The following is an 18,987-nucleotide window of genomic DNA, read 5'->3' as shown; positions in this document are numbered from 1 at the left end:
ATCGATGCAGTTGGCAGACGATTCAATGCGCCATCAGGCGCTGCCAGTATCAGAGCCCTTATAGGGCCAGTGCAAGCCACCAGCTTAGCTGGTGGTCCTGACTATCATCTTATTTTGCCTGTGCGTCGTGCAGCACGATAGCCTGTGCATTTGCCTGCGGCGGAATGGAAAAGGTCATGCGGCCATCCGTAGTAACGGTAACCTTCTGGCCCTTGGCGAGGTCCTCCATGGTAAGCGCTTTATCCGGATCGCTTTCGGAAGAAATCGCGGTATCAGCCGACACCACGGCCCGAAGGTCATTCACCGCATCGCCGCCTTCCTCATTCTGGACATAGACAAGGAGATAGTCGTTATCCTTGCTGATTTCTGTGATTGTCCCGTCAAACTCCTTTTGCATATCGGCGCTGCCCACCTCACCGGCTTGCGCGGTCACGACGATTTTATCCGGGGTTCCCTGCGGCGGTTCGGAAGCCGTTATGGGTGCGGAAGCTGAAAAGTACGCCTCCACCGTATCGCCGATACCGATTGCGCCCTCCGTATACGTACCGGTTGTTCCATCCTTCTCAACGGGAGTTTTATCCGTTGTATGCAGGATCATCGACTGATAGCTTGCATCCGTTTGCGTATTGCTTCCGTCAACCGTAATACTGGTGGTCCCGTCGGCGTTTGTAATATCCGTTACGGTGCCTGTCACGGCAAGAATAAGGTCGTCTCCCGCCGAAACGGAGGGGGCGGGCTGGGCCGCCGGCGCGCAGCCTGCAAAAATAAACAGGGAGCATACGGCGAGTGCCAAAGTCCCGGGTAAGCCTTTTTTCATTGTTGTTTCCTCCAATATAAAATATGATATATATTAATACACATCCTGTATCTGTGGCAAACGAAAGCGCTGTTTGTTCAGAATAAATTTACAAAGGACGAAGCCCGTGCTTTATGCTATAATATAGGCGCGAGGATAAAGCATATGGATAAGAAACGGGAAAAAAAATATCTGGCGCTTGACCCAGAGGTGCAAAAAGCGGTCTATGCCGACCTGGAACGCAAGCAGGATGAAATGTACGAACATGCAACGCGGGACAAATGCTCCATGCGGCGGGAACCGGAAACCTTCCGCGTCCAGCGCCCTAATTTTGCAAAGGACAGCGAGCGTATCCTTTATTGCCGCTATTTTAACCGTTATGCGGATAAAACACAGGTGTTTTCTCTCTACAAAAACGACGATATCACGCGGCGCATCCTGCATGTGCAGCTTGTTTCGCGTATCGCGCGCAATATCGGGCGTATGCTGAACCTGAACCTTGACCTGATCGAAGCGATAGCGCTTGGGCATGACCTCGGGCATACGCCGTTCGGGCACGCGGGGGAGCGGTTCCTCTCCAGGCTCTATCATGCAAATACGGGCCGGTATTTCAACCATAATGTGCACAGCGCACGGATTTTGGATAAGGTGCTGTCTTTAAACCTCAGCCTGCAGGTGCTGAATGGAATCCTTTGCCACAACGGGGAAAAAGTGAGCGGGGAATACCGCCCGCACGCATACCGTTCAAAGGATTCGGAAGGGGCGTTCGCCGAATTTGAACGCCAGATGGAGGAATGCTACACGCAGGAGGACGCGGTGGGGAAGCTGGTGCCCGCGACGCTTGAGGGATGCGTAGTGCGCCTTGCGGATGTGATTGCCTATTTGGGGAAGGACCGGCAGGACGCGCAAATTCTGAAAATCGGCGGAGAGGAGCCGTTTTCGAAGAATAATGTGCTGGGCTCCACAAATTCCGATTTTATCAACAATATCATCACCAATGTGGTGTCAAACAGCTACGGAAAACCCTATATCAAACTGGATGAGGAATATGCGGCGGCGCTGGCGTATGAGAAGCAGGTAAACTTCAAACGGATTTACGGCCCGCAGGATAAAAACGAGCCCTATCCGACGATCCGCAAAATGTTTGCGCGCGTATATGATAAATTGCTGGAGGATTTTGTGAGGGGGGATCAGGACTCGCCTATTTTCCGCCATCATATCAATCATGTGTACAGCGGTTTTTCGCGTGCGGAGGGCCTTAAAGAAGTCTACCTGAAGGAAGAGCCCAATCAGGTCGTAGTTGACTATATTGCGAGTATGACGGACGACTATTTCCTGGACCTCCATGCGGTTTTGTTCCCGGATGCGCCCAAGCTTGAATATATCTCCTATTTCTCCAGGAAAAAGCGTCAATAAGGTTTATATGAAAGAGAGCGTGTTTATTAAAAAAGCACAGATGGAAGCGTCTGAATTTTTGAACAAGGGGAAACGATCATGGAAGAAAAAGCAATCTTTTACAGATGTGAATTGTGCGGTAATATCGTTGAAATGGTGAAGGACGGCGGCGGAGAGCTTGTATGCTGCGGCAAGCCGATGGTAAAGCTTGAGCCCAACACGGTGGACGCGGCCCAGGAAAAGCATGTACCCGTTTATACAAAGAACGGCGACGTGATTTCCGTTCAGGTAGGCAGCGTGGAGCATCCGATGCTCGACGAGCACCACATTGAATGGATCGCGGTAGAGACGCCGGACTGTATCCAGCGCCATGTCCTGAAACCGGGAGAACATCCAAGGGCGGATTTTCATGTCGATTCGGATGAATTTGTAATCTATGAGTATTGCAACCTTCACGGCCTTTGGAAGGCGTCTTCCAAATAATATCGGGATAATAAAAAACCGGCGTCCAGCCGGTTTTTTGTATGTGTTTTTTGATGGCGGAAGGCATGATGGGCCTCTATGCGGGAAATCCGAACGTTCCGGTAACGGAGTCCCGGAACAGCGGGATATGGGGCGGGAACGCCGTAAATAAAAGCTCCATTGCCAGCACGGCAAAGAACAGGATAAGGGCAAACAGAAAATATTGTTCGCAGCCGTGATTTACAATATAGTTCCTGTAGGAAACAATAAAAGCGATAATCGTAAGCACAAAGGTAAAAATAATGTCCACAACCAGGCTTTCCACCCCGAACATGCCGGAATAGGTATAGAAGAAGGTAATCATCAAAAGCAGGATAAGCCCCATGGAAATTGCTTTTGCGGTAAAAAAACGCCGGAAGTCAGGCCTTAAAATAAAATATTCCGCAATTGCGTAAAAAAGGAACGGGAAGTAGATAATTTTGGTATGCTCCCACACGCTTTCATTAACTGCCGTGAATATTCCAACGACCGGGCTGCCGCCCGACCATTCAAACAGAAAGTGGAAAATGGGCGCAAGGACGCAAACAATCACAGCCCCGATGATTTCATAACGCATAAACGAATTCTTATCACGGGAATCGAGTTGATACATGACAAAATACCTCCAAACTTTTTATAGGAATATGATACCCCTATTTTCCTGCCGATAAGCAATTTTTGTGTTCAATTGGGGGCCGGTATGCGTTATAATAAGAAAAGATATGCAATCAGAAAGGGAACAATATGAATTTATCGAAACGATGCAGGGATAAAGTGCTGGTATATGACGGTTCCAAGGGGGTTATGCTTCAATTGAAGGGCCTTTCCGGCGGGGACAGTGCGGAGGAATGGAACCTTTCACATCCGGAAAAGGTAAAAGAGGTATATGACGAATATATTGCCGCCGGGTCCGACGTCATCCAGACAAACACGTTCTGTGCAAACGCGCCGTCGCTCAGGAACCACGGCCTCGAAGATAAACTCTACGAGCTCAACTACGAGGGCGCGCGGCTTGCCCTTTCGTGCACGGAGGAGACCGATGTGGCGGTAGCGGCCTCCATTGGCCCGACGGGCCAGTTTTTCCAGCCGGCGGGGGATATGACCTTTGATTCCATGGTAGAGGTGTTCAGGCAGCAGCTTATACCCATCAAGGAAGCGGGCGTTTCCATCGCGAACTTTGAAACGTTTACCGACCTCAATGAAATGCGGGCGGCAATTGTTGCGGCCAAAGAACTCGGCGGGTTCGAGATTATTTCCAGTATGACATTTGAAGGGGAGCGGACAATGTCCGGAAATACGCCGGAGGCATGCGCCGTCGCTTGTGCGGCACTTGGCGCGGATATTGTGGGCGCGAACTGCTCCGGGGGGCCGGAGAGCCTCGCAGGGCCGATTCGCAGGATGAATACGGCTGTGAATACGTCGCTTTCCGTAAAACCCAACGCAGGGCTTCCGGAAATGGAGTCCGGAACGGCGGTTTTTAAACAGACGCCGGAGCATTTTGCACGTTCCGCGGCCGGGTTTATTGAAAACGGAGTGCGCCTGATCGGCGGATGCTGCGGAAGCGGGCCGGACCATATCAGGGCGCTGCGCGCTGCAATCGACCCTATGGATTTGCCACAGGCGGAGCGCCGTGCAGGGGACATGCTTGCGTCCGCGTATGAAGCGGTGCCGGTTACCGGAATCAGGACCACGGAGATGAATGTATGTACCGACAGTATCCTTGCGGGGATGCAGGGCGGGGATTATTACTGCCTGATGGATGCAATTCCAACGGATGCGGATGATGCGGATGCCGTTGTACTGAATTTCGGCAGTATGGAGCCTGTTTTTGACCTGTGGAGTTTCACTTCAACCCTCGGTATGTTCCTCAAAAAGCCTGTAATCGTAAAAGCCGAAAATATCCGGGTGGCGGAAGGCTTCCTGCGGTATTATGCGGGCAGGGCAGGGCTCATGACGGATGGACTTGGGGAGACCTACGGAGCCATTGTTATCTGATTTAGCCCGATAGAGCTGATAAAAGTATGAAACAGAGAAATGGAGAAATGGAGAAATGGAGATGCAGACTTTAGGGGAAAAAAACAACATACTAAAAAGCGTCAAATGGTATGATTGGACGATTGTGGCCGTTGTTTATATCGTTCTATTGCTTTTTATGATATTTGGCGATGTGATGCACACAGCCAAGAGCAGTATGGCAATCCTTGAAGGCCATATTGGTGATTTCTATAGATACAACAAAGGAATCGTCGGGGGAAACGACTACGATCTTTTTATCTATTTGATTTTTGCCGTTTGGAATATTCCCGTCTTTCTTTCGGGAAACCATCTTGCCTGGCCGGCGGATGTTTCTATTATCAATGCATACGAAAAGCTTCTTCCGGTTGTCTTTATCTTTTTATCTGCATTTTTAGTTTACAAAATATGTCTTTGCATTGGTATGGAACGGAGAAAAGCTTTTTATGCGGCTTTTCTTCTTTTTACGACTCCGTGCATAGTGCTGAACACTGTAGCTTATGGTATGTATGATTCTATTTATGGATTTTTCTTTTTGTGTGCAATGTATTTTTTTATTAAGAATCGTACGAAATATGATGAATGGCTGAGCATGCTTTTGTTTGGATTGTCATTCTCCCTGAAACCTTTTGCGATTTTTATTTTAATTCCTGTTGTGGCGTACCGCCACAAGAAAATTATAAAATGCATTTTACTATACGTGGTTGCCGCGCTGCCGCTGCTGGCCTTCAAATTGTTCAATCTAAACAATTCAGCGGGAACAACAGGCATGAGGTTTCTGGACTATTTGTTCGAGGCCTCATATGAGAATGGTTTATGGCCAATTCCACTATTTATTATAACCTATGCAATTATCTGCTTCTGGGCCTTCCATAAAAAATATGATGACCATGAACCGCTGAAGATATGGTATATCGCATTGCTCTCCATGCTGCCTTTCTATGTTTTTATTTCATGGCACCCACAATGGATCGCCCTATATGCGATGCTTTTTGTTATCCTCGCAGCGGCTTATAAAAATAAAAAGCAAATTTTGTTTTTTGATGTTATTTTTTCAATATGCTTTATCGGATATATCTGGAGTGGATTTGGTACTGGATTTGCGGCGGAAAGCATGGCATGGTCTCCAATGTCGACCTTGCTACCTCTTTCGCGATATGACTTGCCTTTTGTTGGGACTCAAATTCTCCCGGGAGGGCGAGGAGTTTCGGTCTATTCAGCAATCATGATTGCAGTAATTATTTTTATGGTTTATTGCATGAATCCGTGGAAATATAAAGAAGAATATGACGACTTGCGGCAAGAGATCACTAAAAAAGAACTAATCTATGCGCGGTTAAGATTTCTGGTTCCAATGATATTTTATTTGTCAATTATGCTTTCGTGGTATGTGCTGTCATTGTAGAATTATTTATTTAATGGCTGTATAAGCAAAGGCCTCTTCGATAGACGGAAAAGGCCTTTACAGTACAATTATTTACGATGTGCATTAAAAGAAATTTAATCTCCCAGGCAAATTCCAATGTTACGGGCTGCGCGGACAATATCGCTGTCCAGCGTGACAAGTTTCGTTTTTCCGGCAACGTCGGACAGCTTGTTCTGGGTCAGCCGGTCTTTTTGAAGGGCGACCGTGTAACCGAATTTATTTTGGTAAATCAGCTCTGCCGCCTGTACGCCGAACTTTGTTGAAAGCACGCGGTCATATGCGCTGGGGCTTCCGCCGCGTTGGATATGGCCGGGAACCACGACGCGCGTTTCAATTCCGGTCGTCGCCTCGATTGCGTGCGCAAGCCGCGCCGATACCGATGGAAAACCCTCGGAAGCGCGTTTTTCGCGCACCTCTTTGCGTTTCAAATCGGCCTCGTCGTTTCTTATCGCGCCTTCCGCGATGGCCACGATGGAAAATGCTTTTCCGCGCTCGGCACGCTTCCGCACCGCCTCGATTACCGTCTCGCGGTCATAGGGGATTTCAGGAATCACGACGACATCCGCACCGCCTGCGACGCCGGAATAAATGGTAAGCCATCCGGCTTTGTTGCCCATCAGTTCCACCACCATCACGCGTCCGTGGCTCGCCGCCGTGGTATGGACGCGGTCGATCACATCCGTCGCGATATCGACGGCGGTGTGGAAGCCGAAGGTTACGTCCGTTCCCCACAGGTCATTGTCGATCGTCTTTGGGAGGCCGATGATGTTGAGGCCCTCCTCCGCAAGGAGGTTCGCCGTTTTATGCGTACCGTTTCCGCCCAAAGTGCACAGGCAGTCGAGCCCCATTTTTTCATAATTTTTCACCATGCTGGAAACCTTGTCCACATTGTCGTCGCCAATTTTGCGCATATCCTTGAACGGGGTGCGCGCCGTCCCAAGGATCGTGCCGCCCAGCGTTAAAATTCCGGAAAATTCACTTTTTTCCATCACGCGGTAATCGCCCTTGATAAGTCCCGAATAGCCGTCGGCAATGCCGATGATTTCAACTCCTTCCATGCGGTCGTATGCCGCCCGCGCAACGCCGCGGATTGCCGCGTTAAGCCCGGGGCAGTCTCCGCCGCTTGTCAGGATACCGATACGTTTCGTCATAGTTCAATCCCCCTTGTTTTTCCAAATAACGGAAGCGTCGAACACCGTTTTGTCTTCCGTTTTTCCACAGATATAAGATACGCCGTCCACATCCTTCCGGTAAAGGTCCACCGGCTGGCCCATATAGGCCTCGGCAATGAAATTAATCCTGAAATCCCGGATGGAATCATGCTTTAAAGTATCAAGGTCAAAAAGCTCGCATATCCAGTCGGCATATTTTGCGTTGTTAAGATGGCTGTTCATATCCACTTCGCTATATGCCACCGTACGCGTGCGGACAAGCTCCATATCGTCGGGGAGTTTGATCTTGCCGGGATCGGGGAGGGCAATGCCGTGGGCAGTGTCATAAGGATAATTTTCGCCGATATCCCCGGTGCGGCATAGGAAACGGCCCTTGATATTGAACAACACCCAAAGGGAAGTAGCACGCCCGAGCTCATTTCCTTTTGCGTCAAAAAACATGGTGTGACGCACAAAAAAAAGGCGTGTTGGCTTACCCGGCCAAGTTACGACCCTGATCTCGTCCATGAGGTCCGGATAACGCTTCATTTCAAGGTGCAGGCGGGTGAGCATCCATGCCATTCCGCGTTCTTCCACCAATTCTTTCCTGCCGCAGTGAACGGCAATTGCATGGTCTTCGGCAATTTCCTGCATTCGTGTGAGGATGGCCGACGGCCGCCATTTTCCCCGTGTATCTACATCGTACGCACGGATCGTATAGTCCTGTTCCAATTTCGTAATATTCATTCTGAATCTCCCCAAGATGCGGTATTTTATGTTAATACTATACTAACACTTCGCTGCGGAAAATGAAAGGGAAACAAAAAACCAGCCCGGCGGGCTGGTTTCCAAGTATCTTTTTTATACGCTCAGGAGTTTGTCGAGAAACGCGCGGATACGCGCTTCCTTTGGGTTCACCAGAAGCTCTTCCGGCGTGCCGCGCTCTAATATCCGCCCATCATCCATAAATACGACCTGGCTTGCGACCTCCTTTGCAAAGCCCATCTCGTGGGTAACGATCAGCATTGTCATATGTTCTGCCGCAAGCTCCTTGATGACCTGCAGGACTTCGCCCGTAAGCTCCGGATCAAGCGCCGAAGTCGGTTCGTCAAAACAAAGGATATCCGGGTCCATGGCAAGCGCGCGTGCAATTGCCACGCGCTGCGCCTGCCCGCCTGAAAGCTCGTATGGATATGCACCGGCGCGGTCCCCGAGGCCAACCTTTTTCAGGAGTTCCATGGCGGCTGCCGTTGCTTTATCCTTGGGAATATGGTCAACATTTATAGGCGCAAGCGTCAGGTTTTCCAGCACATTCAGATGGGGAAACAGGTTGAAATTCTGGAACACCATGCCAAGATGAAGGCGCGCGTCACGCAGCTGTTCATCCGGAAGGTATTCGGTTACACCGCTTTTCTCTTCGGCGATGGTAATACCATCGAGGACAATTTTTCCTTTTTCCGCACGTTCCAGGCAATTGATACAGCGCAGCAGAGTAGATTTACCGCTGCCCGACGGCCCGATAATGGCCATGGTTTCCCCCTTTTCAAGGGAAAGGTCCACATCCTTCAAAACGTGTGTGCCATTAAAACTTTTATTCAGTTTGCTTACTTCAAGTACGCTCATATCGACCACCTTAAATCCTGTAATAGTTCATGCGTTTTTCAATCTTTTTCAGCACGAGGGATACGACGGCGTTGATCGCCAGGTAGAAAACCGCCGCCGCGACAAGCGGCATGATATTGGCTTCGCGCATAGACGCCGAATATGCGATTTTAAGAAGATCGCCGAGGGCAATAATGCTCACGAGGGCCGTATCCTTCACAAGGTTGATTACCTCGTTCCCAAGGGAGGGGAGTACGATTTTAAATACCTGGGGAATTACAATCCTGCGCATCGTGAGGCCCTTCGAGAGCCCGAGAACGGATGCAGCCTCATACTGGCCGCGGTTAATTGACTGGATACCGCCGCGGAAGATTTCGCTGAAATAAGCCGTATAGTTGAGCACAAAGGAAAGGAGCGCCGACTCAAACCGCCCGATATGGACCCCCACCAGATTGAGGCCGAAGTACATAAACAGCACCTGAAGAATGAGGGGAGTTCCCCGCATTACAACAAGATAAATGTTATAGATGAATTTAGCAGGCTTGTTTTTGCCAAGACTTACATGAGAACCGAGAAACCCAAGCGGGATGGAGCACACAATCGTCAGTGCGAATAAGGCCAGCGTTACGCCAAGCCCCTGGGCAAGTTCTGCAAATGTACCAAGAATATTCATAATGATACCTCTGATTCAAAAGATGAAAAATCGGGCAGCATCGCAAAACACTGCCCGGTTAATTCGGTTTTCGTGAAATTAGAAAGTGGTGACATCCTTGCCGAACCATTTTTCACTCAGCTTGGTGGCGGTTCCGTCTTCCTTCATTTCGCTAAGCGCCTGCATGATCGCATCGTGCAGCGCCTGGTCAGACTTCCTGAAACCAATACCGTACTGCTCGGGAGACAGCGTTTCTTCGAGTATAACATATTTATCAGGGTCCTTGGCGAGATAATAGTTTGCGACCACGAGGTCCACGGCGAGCGCGTCGGTCTGCCCGGAGGAAACATCCATCAGCGCGGTTACATTGTCTTTAAAGTCGATCTGCTCGCCGATGGAGGCCGCAAGCTCGGCATTGTCTGCGATTGCTTCCTGGGCGGAAGAACCATCCTGCACTGCAACCTTTTTACCAGCGAGGTCCGCGAGGGTTTTGATGGAAGAGTCGGCCGGTACAACCACGACCTGCATGTTTTCCATATAAGGCTCGCTCATCAGCACCTGCGCCTGGCGTTCGGGGGTGATGGTATATCCGTTCCAGATCATATCGATATTCCCGGACTCGAGCTCGAGCTCTTTGGCTTTCCAGTCGATCGCCTGCAGATTGGCTTTTACACCCATGTGCGCCGCGACCGCCTGCGCCAGTTCAATATCAAACCCGGTCAGGTTGCCGTCTTCGTCGCGGAAACCCATAGGCGGGAAGCTGTCGTCGAGGCCAACAATGAATTCGCCCTTGTCCATAACATTTTTCAGGGATTCATCACCATTTTTGGCGGCTTCTTCGCCCATTTTTACATATTCCTCGTTGGCGGACGGGGTATCCGTTCCGTTTGAGGCGGGCGCGCAGCCTGCAAATACGGAAACCGCGAGAACGGCAACGAGCGCAATTAACAATATTCTTTTCATTTTTCTTTTTCTCCTTGAGCCATAATTTTGTTTACCATGACATTATAATTCATCGTGGTAAATTAGTAAAGGGATAACTTGAAAAATACGGGACAAAAAAACGCCGCATAAGGCGGCGTTTTCCCGATTCGGTCAAACAGTAAGCTCGTGGTCAAAATCAAACAATTCAAAGTCGCACACGAGGCGAAGCAGGGTGAAGCGGTTACGGATATAGCAGCAAATTTTCATCGTTTCCTTAAACTGTTCGTCCGTCATATTAATATCGTAGTAGCTTGTATATCCGCCGATGGTACGGAGCGTTTCCGTGAGCGATTCGGCAGAGGGAACCTCGTCGGCAATCTGCAGGACCTTGTCGAAATTTTGTTCCAGCAAATCACGGTCAAGCTTTGCGGTGATGGTGGGGGTGTTTTCCTTTTCGACCGCATCCACAATGCCCTGCGGATATTGCGCATAATATCCTTTAACGCGTTCGATGTCAAAGTGGTTCGGAATATTTTCTTCGTAGATACGGTTCAGGCGGCGTGCAAATACCGGATAATATTTTGCCGCCTGGATCGTTGCGATTCCGACTTTTTCCCCGTGGAGCGCCGCCCGGTTTACGCCTTCAATGGGCACAATTTCAAGGTAATGTGAAAAATGGTGTTCAAAGCTTGAGGCGGGCCGCGTGATCCCGACCATCTGCATCGCCACACCCGAAAGCAGGAGACCCTTCATCAGGACGCCGAAACTCCCGATATCGCCGCTGTTAATTTTTTCAATGTTCTGCACGATCATATCGACAGCCTCGATTGTAAGGTCTGCTACGAAAGGACAAAAGTATTCCCCGGTAATCAAATGGCCGATTTTCCAGTCGGCAATACTGATATATTTGCTCAGCATATCGCCAACGCCGGAAGCGGTCATCTTTTTGGGCGCGGATGCGATGATTTCAAGGTCTGCCACTACGGCATTCGGCGCTTTGGCGGGCAGGGTGATCTTGGCGCCGTTCAAGGTCATTGCCGCGGAATTGGAAACAAATCCGTCCACGCTTGCGGCTGTCGGCACCGCAATGAAGGGAATGTCCTCCTTGAAAGCAATATACCGTACAATATCGCAAATTACGCCGGAGCCAACCGCCAGAAGGAGGTCGCTGCCGCCGTCTTTTAAGGCTTGCGTTACAAGCCCGACCTGCCGTTCGTCCGCATGGATTTCATCATCCGTCAGGATGAAAACGGGAACGTCGGGGAGGGAAGCGCTGAATTTTGGATAAGCCGCTTTATGGGTATTGCGGTCAAAGACCGCGAGGGGCTTTGCTTCGGGAAATAAACGGCCGAGAAGTGCGGGAAGTTTTTGCATGGCGTCTTTTTCCACAATATACTCGCGCGTTTTAAGCGTATGGTTCTTTCCGCAGGCACAGCCGCTGACATCCAGGATTTCTTCAAACATAAAAGGTGATCCCCCTATTAAATAATCGATTATCTCCATTGTACGGCAGGCAAAAGCGTTCGTCAAATAGCATTGCAAAAAAAGGATTTTACAGTATAATAATGAGAGAATATCAAAGTGACGAAAGGAAAGCATATGCTAACTGCAAAAGAGTTTATCCGCGAACATAAAATGGAGTATACGTCCATTGACGTAAAAAATGAAATGGACGCCTATATCGACGAAATGAAAAAGGGATTGTGCGGCGAGAAGAGCTCGCTTTTAATGATTCCCTCCTATATTACGCTGAAAAGTGAAGTGCAGCGTGAAAAACCGGTGATCTGTGTGGATGCGGGCGGGACGAACCTGCGCGTCGCCGTGGCAAAGTTCCGGGAGGACGGTTCCTTCTGTACGGAGGAATTCCGGCGCTACCTGATGCCGGGAGTGGAAAAGGAACTTGAGGCCGAGGAGTTTTTTGATATTCTGGCGGACTATATCCTGCCCTTTACGAAAATTACAAAGGATATTGTAATTTCATTTGCCTACAGGGCGAAAATCCTGCCGGATATCGACTGTGAAATTGTAGAGATCACCAAGGAAGTCAAGGTGAAAAATGCGGGAGGAAGATGGCTTGGAAAAGAAATATGCGCAGCCCTGGCAAAAAAAGGGGCAAACAGCTGCAATATTATTGTGGTAAACGATTCTGTGGCGACGGCGCTTGCGGGAAAGGCGGAAAAGCTGAACGACGGCTATGGTTCCTTTACGGGGACAATCCTGGGGACGGGCAGCAACAGCTGTTATATCGAGTATGCGCGTAATATTGCGAAGCTTGAAAACAAAGGCGAGGGCCTGATGGTCATTAATACGGAGGCGGGCAGTTATGATAAGGTGCCGCGCGGCGATATCGATATCGCCTATGACAAGAGCACGCAGAATCCGGGAATCGGGGTGTTTGAAAAAATGACAAGCGGAGGCTACCTCGGCCCATTGTGTGATTTTACCTTGCGCGCAGCGGCAGAGGAAGGCGTGTTTCAAAAGGGATTTTCCTTTGCGGGCACGGTTTCGACCGTCGATGTGAACGATTTCCTGACGGACGGCTCCGGCGCGGTAGGGGAATATTTTACGGATGAGGCGGACCGGGACGCCGCACGGGAAATCCTGCTCAACATCGTCCTTCGCGCGGGTCGGCTCCTCGCGCTGCAAATGGCGGCGGTTGCGGTAAAGGCCGCAAAAGAAAACGACCGCGTATGCATGACCATCGAGGGAACGACCTATGAAAAAATGTTTGGGCTCAAAAAAGAGGCGCTGACGACCCTGCTTCCTTATCTCGATTCAATTGGCATTAAGGCGGATGTGATCGGCGTGGAAAATGCGGTGCTCAAGGGCTGCGCGATTGCCGGGCTTTCCCGGTAGAACTGCGATACTGAAATAAAATTAATAACCGTTGCATATTGTAATTGGGAACGGTTTATAATATGATATAGGAGATCGGGAATTTTGCTTCTGACCACAGGGAGAAATCTGAGTGAGAGGATGGCATTTAAAATAGCGATATTTTATTAGCTGTCTTTTCGTTTGGAAAGGCAGCTTTTTTATCGGCTGGAAACAGGAGAGGATATGGCGCTTTATACGCTTGGACACCATGAACTTGATACGCGGCATCCGGATTTGGATATCCTCGCCGCCGTGATCGCGGACGGCAGCGCCGATCGGGAGCTGTTCCACGCCGCGAATCGTGTAAAAACGGAGGAATTCGGCAATAAGGTATTCGTACGCGGAATCATAGAATTTTCGAATTATTGCCGCTGTACCTGCGCTTACTGTGGAATCAACGCACGCATGACGCATGCAAAGCGCTACCGCATGCTCCCGGACGAGTTGGTGGAGACGGCTGTCCGCACGGCGGAGGTGTACCGCACTGTGATTCTGCAGAGCGGGGAAGACCGTTTTTATACGGCGGAAATGCTGGCGGATATTGTGTGGAGGATTAAACAACGTGCCGATTGCGCGGTTACCCTGTCGGTCGGGGAGCGGTCTATGGAGGAATACCGTTTGATGCGCGAGGCGGGCGCGGACCGCTTTTTACTAAAACACGAAACGGCAAACGCGGTGCTCTACGAGTCGCTGCACGGGGTACCGCTTGAAACACGGCTCGATGCACAGCGCAGGATCAAGGCGCTTGGGTTTGAACTCGGCGGGGGATTCATGGTAGGATTACCGGGTCAAACGGATGAAACACTGGCAAAGGACCTGATGACACTGGTGAACGAGGGTGTGGAAATGGCGGGAATCGGCCCGTTCATCGCCCATCCGGATACAGCGCTTGCCGGCACGCCGGACGGCGACCCGCACAAAACGCTTAAGGTGCTCGCGCTGGCGCGGCTGCTGCTGCCGAGATGCCACCTGCCGTCCACAACGGCGCTGAACGTAAAGGGCGGGATGAAGAACGCGCTGCTTTGCGGCGCGGACGTAATTATGCAAAAGGCGACGCCCTTTGAATACAGAAAGCTTTACGACATTTATCCGGGCAGGGATGCGCTGGAAGTGCCGCTCAAAGAACAATATGAAACGCTAAGGAGAAGGCTTGCGGAAATTGGCTTATCCGCAGAATAGGGGGAAAAGCATGTATAACGTAATGGGGAAAACGGCCGCTGAATTTATGGACAACGCTGAAATTGAGCGTTCACTCGCAGTGGCAAAGGAAAAGGCGAAAGACAGGAAAGAGGTAGAACGCATTATCCATAAAGCAAGCGGATTTGGCGGCCTGACGCATGAAGAGGCCGGCATCCTGAGCTATGTGGAGGATAAGGAACTGATTGAAAAGATGTTTGCGACGGCAAAACAGATTAAAAAGCACATTTATGGGAACCGCATCGTGATGTTCGCGCCGCTCTATCTTTCGGATTACTGTGTTAATGAATGCCGCTATTGCGGATATCATCATTCCTCGTGCATGGAGCGTAAAAAGCTTACGCAGGAGGAAATTGTCCAGGAGGTTAAGGCGCTTGAAAAGATGGGGCACAAACGCCTTGCACTGGAAACGGGGGAAGACCCGAAAAATTGTCCGCTTGAGTATGTGCTCGAGAGCATCAAGACCATTTATTCCATTCATTTTGATAATGGGGCGATCCGGCGCGTCAATGTGAATATTGCGGCGACAACGGTGGAAAACTATAAGCGGCTTAAAGAGGCGGGAATCGGAACGTATATCCTGTTCCAGGAAACCTATCATAAACCGACCTACGAATTACAGCATCCGAAAGGACCGAAGAGCAATTACGAATACCACACGACCGCGCACGACCGGGCGATGGAAGCGGGGATCGACGACGTGGGGCTCGGCGTATTGTACGGCCTTTACGACTGGCATTTCGACCTGGTGGGGCAGATTATGCATGCGGAGCATCTGGAAGCGGTTTTCGGCGTGGGCCCGCACACCATTTCCATGCTGCGGATTCGTGACGCGGGAGACGTAAAGAAAACCGATTACGAGCATGCGGTATCGGATGAGGATTACAAAAAAATTGTTGCGGTTATGCGCATGACGGTGCCCTATACGGGGATGATCCTTTCCACACGCGAGGGCGGCGCATACCGCGACAGCGTGATAGAGCTGGGAATATCGCAGGTCAGCGCGGGCAGCGCGACGGGCGTGGGCGGCTACACGATAAAAACGCAGCAGCCGCAGTTTGAGATTGAAGACCACAGGACGCCGATCGAAATGACAAAAGAACTGATCCGGGATGGATATATCCCGAGCTTTTGTACGGCGTGCTACCGGCAGGGACGGACGGGCGACCGGTTTATGCGTCTTGCAAAAACAGGGCAAATCAGCAATATTTGCCAGCCAAACGCGCTCCTGACACTGAAGGAATATGCGGTTGATTACGGCGACGACGAGTTTAAGCAAATGGCGAACGAACTGATTGAACGGCAGCTGGAAGAGATTCCGAACGACACGGTGCGCGAAAAAGCAAAAAGCTATATCGCGAAAATCGAAAACGGGGAACGTGATTTCCGGTTCTGACATCGGAAGGCTGGCGTGGCCCGGGATTGGAAGTATGTTTTTGAAAAGCGGCGGGAGGTAGCAGGGATGTCTGGTTTGGATGAAACGCCGAGGGCAAATCGGCTTCATATTGCATTTTTTGGAAAAACGAATGCGGGCAAATCGAGCACGATCAATGCCATAACGGGGCAAAAGATTGCGCTTGTTTCGGATGTGGCGGGAACAACGACCGATCCGGTTTATAAGTCTATGGAGCTTTTGCCGGTCGGCCCCGTTGTATTTATCGATACGGCCGGGCTTGACGACCGGACCGCACTTGGCCGGGCGCGCATCGAAAAAACGGATGAGGTTGTGGATAAGGCCGATATTGCTGTTTTCGTAATTGACAGTACGGAGCAAAACACTGCGCCGGAGCAGGAATATATGAAACGCTTCCGCGCGAAAAAAACGCCGGTCATCGTTGCATATAACGTTTTTGACGGCAATGAAGCCCGGGCCGCCGCCCCGGCGGGGGAACATTCTGTAGTTATCAACGCAAAAACGGGACAGGGAATCGATGCGTTAAAGGAAATGATTGTGCGCAGCGTGACGGATTACGAGCTTCCGAGCATTGTCGGCGACCTTGCGAAAGAGGGCGATGTGGTGATGCTTGTGATGCCGCAGGATATCCAGGCGCCCAAGGGCAGGCTGATCCTTCCGCAGGTGCAGGTGACCCGCGATTTGCTGGATAAGGGCTGCCTGGTGATTTCCGTCAAAACGGAGGATATGGTCCCGATGCTCGAGGAATTGAAAAACCCGCCGCGTCTTGTGATTACGGATTCCCAGGTATTCAAATATGTGAACGAGCATCTCGATAAAACAATTCCCCTGACTTCCTTTTCCATGCTGATGGCAAGGTATAAGGGAGACATCGAGGAGTTTGTAAAGGGCGCGCGCGCGATTGCCGATTTAAAGCCGGGAGACAAGGTTTTGATTGCGGAGTCGTGCACCCATCACGCTCTGAAAGGGGACATTGCGCGGGAAAAGCTGCCGAATTGGCTGAACAAATACGCAGGCGGGGAACTGGTATTTGAAAATACGGCCGGTCATGGCTTCCCGAACGACCTTGACGAATATAAACTAATTGTTCACTGCGGCGGATGCATGGTAAACCGCAAGAATATGCTTTCAAAAATAGAACACGCGAAAAACGCCGGAGTCCCGATTACCAATTTCGGGGTGGCGATTGCGTTTCTCAACGGAATGCTATCCCGTGTGTCCTACTAAAAAATACGGAGAGCACACCCCGCACGTGCGCCCGACGTGTGCGCGCGGTTTACAAAGAGCGTGAAATCAAGTATAATGTACGCAAAAAGCGGCCGGCAGGCCGTATATACCGGGAGGCAGAGGAATGATCGTTATCAAGATGAAAGGCGGCGGCACCATCAAGGTTAAGCTCGACGAGAAAGCTGCTCCAAAAACGGTAGAAAATTTTAAAAAGCTGGTTAATGAAGGCTTTTACGACGGACTTACGTTTCATCGGGTCATTAAAGGTTTCATGATTCAGGGCGGCTGCCCCAAGGGAACGGGGACAGGCGGACCGGGTTACAGCATCGAGGGAGAATTTTCCTCCAACGGGTATGACAATCCGCTTAAGCATAAGCGTGGCGTAATTTCCATGGCGCGCAGCATGGACCCGAATTCGGCGGGTTCCCAATTTTTCATTATGCATGCGGATGCTCCGCATCTCGACGGGCAGTATGCGGCATTCGGAAAGGTCGTTGAAGGGATGGAGGTCGTTGATGAGATCGCTTCCATGAAAACGGATTTCTCAGACCGCCCGCTTGCCGATATCGTAATGGAAAAGGTCACGGTCGAAGACTGACCTGCGGCTGCAGCCTGATCGGTTTAAAACGGTATTTGATACCGCAGTATTTGCTGCGGTATTTTTTTGTTCCACAAAACGGCCTGACAGAGCGGATTTTTTGACTTTACCGCCTTTTTACAAACCACATAAACATAAATTTTTTGATTTTACATGGATTTTACAGAACAAGGCATTTAATTTTACAATGGCATTTTATAATACACTCATCGTTAAAGTTTTCAATAATTTAAACAAGGAGAACGAACATGAAAAAAATTATTACGATCACAGCTCTGGTACTTTGTATGGTGTTTGCAGCCATTGGCTGCTCCGCACCGGCAGCGCAGGAATCTTCGGCAGCCCCGAGCGAATCTGCTTCTGTGGAAGCAAGCGCATCCGATGCTGCGGAAGCAACGGCGTCCGCTTCGGAAGAGGCTTCCGGCGAAGCGCTTTCCGGCACGGTCGCAATGTCCGGTTCCACTTCGATGGAGCAGGTTGCCAACGCGCTGAAAGAAGCGTTTATGGCGAAAAACCCCGATGTGTCGGTCGACGTACAGCTTGGCGGTTCGTCGGTAGGACTCCAGGATGCGGAATCCGGGAAATCCGATATCGGGAATGCTTCCAGGGAACTGAAGGATGAAGAGTCGGCAGCGCTTGACGGCCACACGATTGCAATCGACGGGATCGCGGTTATCGTACATCCGAGCAATGCGGCCAAAGAAATCACGTCGGAAGACCTGGTAAAGGTATACACCGGTGAGGTCACAAACTGGAAAGACCTTGGCGGCGACGACCAGCCGATCGTAGTGATCGGACGCGAAGCTTCCTCGGGCACGCGCGGCGCGTTTGAAGAATTGCTGGGAATTGAAGACCAATGCAAATATGCGCAGGAACTGAACGAAACGGGCGCTGTAAAGACCGCGGTATCCTCTACGCCGGCTGCGATCGGTTACGTATCGCTGGAAGCGCTTGACGATACGGTAACGGCGCTTAAGGTGGACGGCGCGGAAGCGACGGAAGAGGCGATCAAGGCGGGAGACTATCCGCTCTCGAGGCCTTTCATCATGGCAACGAAAAAAGGCGAAACCCTCCGCCCGGAAGTGCAGGCATTCCTCGACTTCGTAATGGGTGCGGACGGCCAGGCGGTTGTAGCGGATAACAAACTGATTACAGTTTCATAACATTTCCTCTAGGATAGTGGAAAGGGACGCGGAGGAAAAGCCGCGTCCCTT

Annotated in this window: 18 protein-coding genes; 10 read left to right on the top strand and 8 right to left on the bottom strand. The window is 50.5% G+C overall.

Features of this window, described 5'->3' with window-relative positions; translation table 11 throughout:
- Positions 1-109 precede the first annotated feature (109 nt).
- Positions 110-817, bottom strand: coding sequence for a hypothetical protein (locus BBD38_RS12860; RefSeq protein WP_066688882.1), 708 nt, complete (start codon positions 815-817; stop codon positions 110-112).
- A 144-nt stretch (positions 818-961) separates the two neighbouring features.
- Between BBD38_RS12860 and BBD38_RS12855 the strand changes: the two genes are divergently transcribed.
- Together BBD38_RS12855 and BBD38_RS12850 are read left to right on the top strand one after the other, a co-directional pair.
- Complete coding sequence (locus BBD38_RS12855) at positions 962-2,212, top strand: deoxyguanosinetriphosphate triphosphohydrolase family protein (protein WP_066688880.1); 1,251 nt, start codon at positions 962-964, stop codon at positions 2,210-2,212.
- Positions 2,213-2,290: 78 nt separating this feature from the next.
- Positions 2,291-2,674: a desulfoferrodoxin gene (locus BBD38_RS12850; protein ID WP_066688878.1), complete on the top strand. Its 384-nt coding sequence runs from the start codon at positions 2,291-2,293 to the stop codon at positions 2,672-2,674.
- A 76-nt stretch (positions 2,675-2,750) separates the two neighbouring features.
- Here BBD38_RS12850 and BBD38_RS12845 read toward each other — a convergent pair whose 3' ends face one another.
- Complete coding sequence (locus BBD38_RS12845) at positions 2,751-3,305, bottom strand: DUF6512 family protein (protein ID WP_066688876.1); 555 nt, start codon at positions 3,303-3,305, stop codon at positions 2,751-2,753.
- Between the two features lie 131 nt (positions 3,306-3,436).
- Between BBD38_RS12845 and BBD38_RS12840 the strand changes: the two genes are divergently transcribed.
- Together BBD38_RS12840 and BBD38_RS12835 are read left to right on the top strand one after the other, a co-directional pair.
- Complete coding sequence (locus tag BBD38_RS12840; protein ID WP_066688874.1) at positions 3,437-4,687, top strand: homocysteine S-methyltransferase family protein; 1,251 nt, start codon at positions 3,437-3,439, stop codon at positions 4,685-4,687.
- Positions 4,688-4,742: 55 nt separating this feature from the next.
- Positions 4,743-6,110 carry a hypothetical protein gene (locus tag BBD38_RS12835; RefSeq protein WP_066688871.1) on the top strand — a complete coding sequence of 456 codons (1,368 nt, stop codon included), beginning with the start codon at positions 4,743-4,745 and terminating at the stop codon, positions 6,108-6,110.
- A gap of 95 nt (positions 6,111-6,205) precedes the next feature.
- On the opposite strand, the gene BBD38_RS12830 is transcribed toward BBD38_RS12835, so the two are convergent.
- The 6 genes from BBD38_RS12830 to BBD38_RS12805 form a co-directional block, all read right to left on the bottom strand.
- Positions 6,206-7,282: a 6-phosphofructokinase gene (locus BBD38_RS12830; protein ID WP_066688865.1), complete on the bottom strand. Its 1,077-nt coding sequence runs from the start codon at positions 7,280-7,282 to the stop codon at positions 6,206-6,208.
- A 3-nt stretch (positions 7,283-7,285) separates the two neighbouring features.
- Entirely contained in the window at positions 7,286-8,029 is a 744-nt protein-coding gene (locus tag BBD38_RS12825) for an acyl-[acyl-carrier-protein] thioesterase (RefSeq protein WP_066688863.1), read from the bottom strand.
- Positions 8,030-8,143: 114 nt separating this feature from the next.
- Positions 8,144-8,905, bottom strand: coding sequence for an amino acid ABC transporter ATP-binding protein (locus tag BBD38_RS12820; protein ID WP_066688861.1), 762 nt, complete (start codon positions 8,903-8,905; stop codon positions 8,144-8,146).
- Positions 8,906-8,915: 10 nt separating this feature from the next.
- Positions 8,916-9,557 (bottom strand): amino acid ABC transporter permease, encoded by a 642-nt coding sequence (locus BBD38_RS12815; RefSeq protein WP_066688860.1) that lies wholly within the window; start codon positions 9,555-9,557, stop codon positions 8,916-8,918.
- Between the two features lie 78 nt (positions 9,558-9,635).
- Positions 9,636-10,499 (bottom strand): amino acid ABC transporter substrate-binding protein, encoded by an 864-nt coding sequence (locus BBD38_RS12810; protein ID WP_066688858.1) that lies wholly within the window; start codon positions 10,497-10,499, stop codon positions 9,636-9,638.
- 132 nt (positions 10,500-10,631) lie between these two features.
- Positions 10,632-11,924 carry a sn-glycerol-1-phosphate dehydrogenase gene (locus BBD38_RS12805; RefSeq protein ID WP_066688856.1) on the bottom strand — a complete coding sequence of 431 codons (1,293 nt, stop codon included), beginning with the start codon at positions 11,922-11,924 and terminating at the stop codon, positions 10,632-10,634.
- A 117-nt stretch (positions 11,925-12,041) separates the two neighbouring features.
- Between BBD38_RS12805 and BBD38_RS12800 the strand changes: the two genes are divergently transcribed.
- The 6 genes from BBD38_RS12800 to BBD38_RS12775 all read left to right on the top strand — a co-directional run bounded on the left by BBD38_RS12800 (position 12,042) and on the right by BBD38_RS12775 (position 18,936).
- Positions 12,042-13,316 carry a hexokinase family protein gene (locus tag BBD38_RS12800; RefSeq protein WP_147568171.1) on the top strand — a complete coding sequence of 425 codons (1,275 nt, stop codon included), beginning with the start codon at positions 12,042-12,044 and terminating at the stop codon, positions 13,314-13,316.
- A gap of 204 nt (positions 13,317-13,520) precedes the next feature.
- Positions 13,521-14,516, top strand: coding sequence for a [FeFe] hydrogenase H-cluster radical SAM maturase HydE (gene hydE, locus BBD38_RS12795; protein WP_066688852.1), 996 nt, complete (start codon positions 13,521-13,523; stop codon positions 14,514-14,516).
- Positions 14,517-14,526: 10 nt separating this feature from the next.
- Positions 14,527-15,930 carry a [FeFe] hydrogenase H-cluster radical SAM maturase HydG gene (gene hydG / locus BBD38_RS12790; RefSeq protein WP_172807842.1) on the top strand — a complete coding sequence of 468 codons (1,404 nt, stop codon included), beginning with the start codon at positions 14,527-14,529 and terminating at the stop codon, positions 15,928-15,930.
- 75 nt (positions 15,931-16,005) lie between these two features.
- Positions 16,006-17,175, top strand: a complete 1,170-nt coding sequence (gene hydF / locus BBD38_RS12785; RefSeq protein WP_147568174.1) for a [FeFe] hydrogenase H-cluster maturation GTPase HydF — start codon at positions 16,006-16,008, stop codon at positions 17,173-17,175.
- Positions 17,176-17,299: 124 nt separating this feature from the next.
- Positions 17,300-17,773: a peptidylprolyl isomerase gene (locus BBD38_RS12780; RefSeq protein ID WP_066688851.1), complete on the top strand. Its 474-nt coding sequence runs from the start codon at positions 17,300-17,302 to the stop codon at positions 17,771-17,773.
- A 248-nt stretch (positions 17,774-18,021) separates the two neighbouring features.
- Complete coding sequence (locus tag BBD38_RS12775; protein WP_066688850.1) at positions 18,022-18,936, top strand: phosphate ABC transporter substrate-binding protein; 915 nt, start codon at positions 18,022-18,024, stop codon at positions 18,934-18,936.
- Positions 18,937-18,987 lie beyond the last annotated feature (51 nt).

Source organism: Christensenella intestinihominis, assembly GCF_001678845.1.
Classification (GTDB): Bacteria; Bacillota; Clostridia; order Christensenellales; family Christensenellaceae; genus Christensenella; species Christensenella intestinihominis.
Note: the sequence above shows the minus strand (reverse complement) of the source record. Positions and strands in the feature narration are given on the sequence as shown.

Coding starts and splice junctions, on each gene's coding strand:
- BBD38_RS12860 (WP_066688882.1), bottom strand. CDS start 817: ATGAAAAAAGGCTTACCCGGGACTTTGGCACTCGCCGTATGCTCCCTG.
- BBD38_RS12855 (WP_066688880.1), top strand. CDS start 962: ATGGATAAGAAACGGGAAAAAAAATATCTGGCGCTTGACCCAGAGGTG.
- BBD38_RS12850 (WP_066688878.1), top strand. CDS start 2,291: ATGGAAGAAAAAGCAATCTTTTACAGATGTGAATTGTGCGGTAATATC.
- BBD38_RS12845 (WP_066688876.1), bottom strand. CDS start 3,305: ATGTATCAACTCGATTCCCGTGATAAGAATTCGTTTATGCGTTATGAA.
- BBD38_RS12840 (WP_066688874.1), top strand. CDS start 3,437: ATGAATTTATCGAAACGATGCAGGGATAAAGTGCTGGTATATGACGGT.
- BBD38_RS12835 (WP_066688871.1), top strand. CDS start 4,743: ATGGAGATGCAGACTTTAGGGGAAAAAAACAACATACTAAAAAGCGTC.
- BBD38_RS12830 (WP_066688865.1), bottom strand. CDS start 7,282: ATGACGAAACGTATCGGTATCCTGACAAGCGGCGGAGACTGCCCCGGG.
- BBD38_RS12825 (WP_066688863.1), bottom strand. CDS start 8,029: ATGAATATTACGAAATTGGAACAGGACTATACGATCCGTGCGTACGAT.
- BBD38_RS12820 (WP_066688861.1), bottom strand. CDS start 8,905: ATGAGCGTACTTGAAGTAAGCAAACTGAATAAAAGTTTTAATGGCACA.
- BBD38_RS12815 (WP_066688860.1), bottom strand. CDS start 9,557: ATGAATATTCTTGGTACATTTGCAGAACTTGCCCAGGGGCTTGGCGTA.
- BBD38_RS12810 (WP_066688858.1), bottom strand. CDS start 10,499: ATGAAAAGAATATTGTTAATTGCGCTCGTTGCCGTTCTCGCGGTTTCC.
- BBD38_RS12805 (WP_066688856.1), bottom strand. CDS start 11,924: ATGTTTGAAGAAATCCTGGATGTCAGCGGCTGTGCCTGCGGAAAGAAC.
- hydE (WP_066688852.1), top strand. CDS start 13,521: ATGGCGCTTTATACGCTTGGACACCATGAACTTGATACGCGGCATCCG.
- hydG (WP_172807842.1), top strand. CDS start 14,527: ATGTATAACGTAATGGGGAAAACGGCCGCTGAATTTATGGACAACGCT.
- BBD38_RS12780 (WP_066688851.1), top strand. CDS start 17,300: ATGATCGTTATCAAGATGAAAGGCGGCGGCACCATCAAGGTTAAGCTC.
- BBD38_RS12775 (WP_066688850.1), top strand. CDS start 18,022: ATGAAAAAAATTATTACGATCACAGCTCTGGTACTTTGTATGGTGTTT.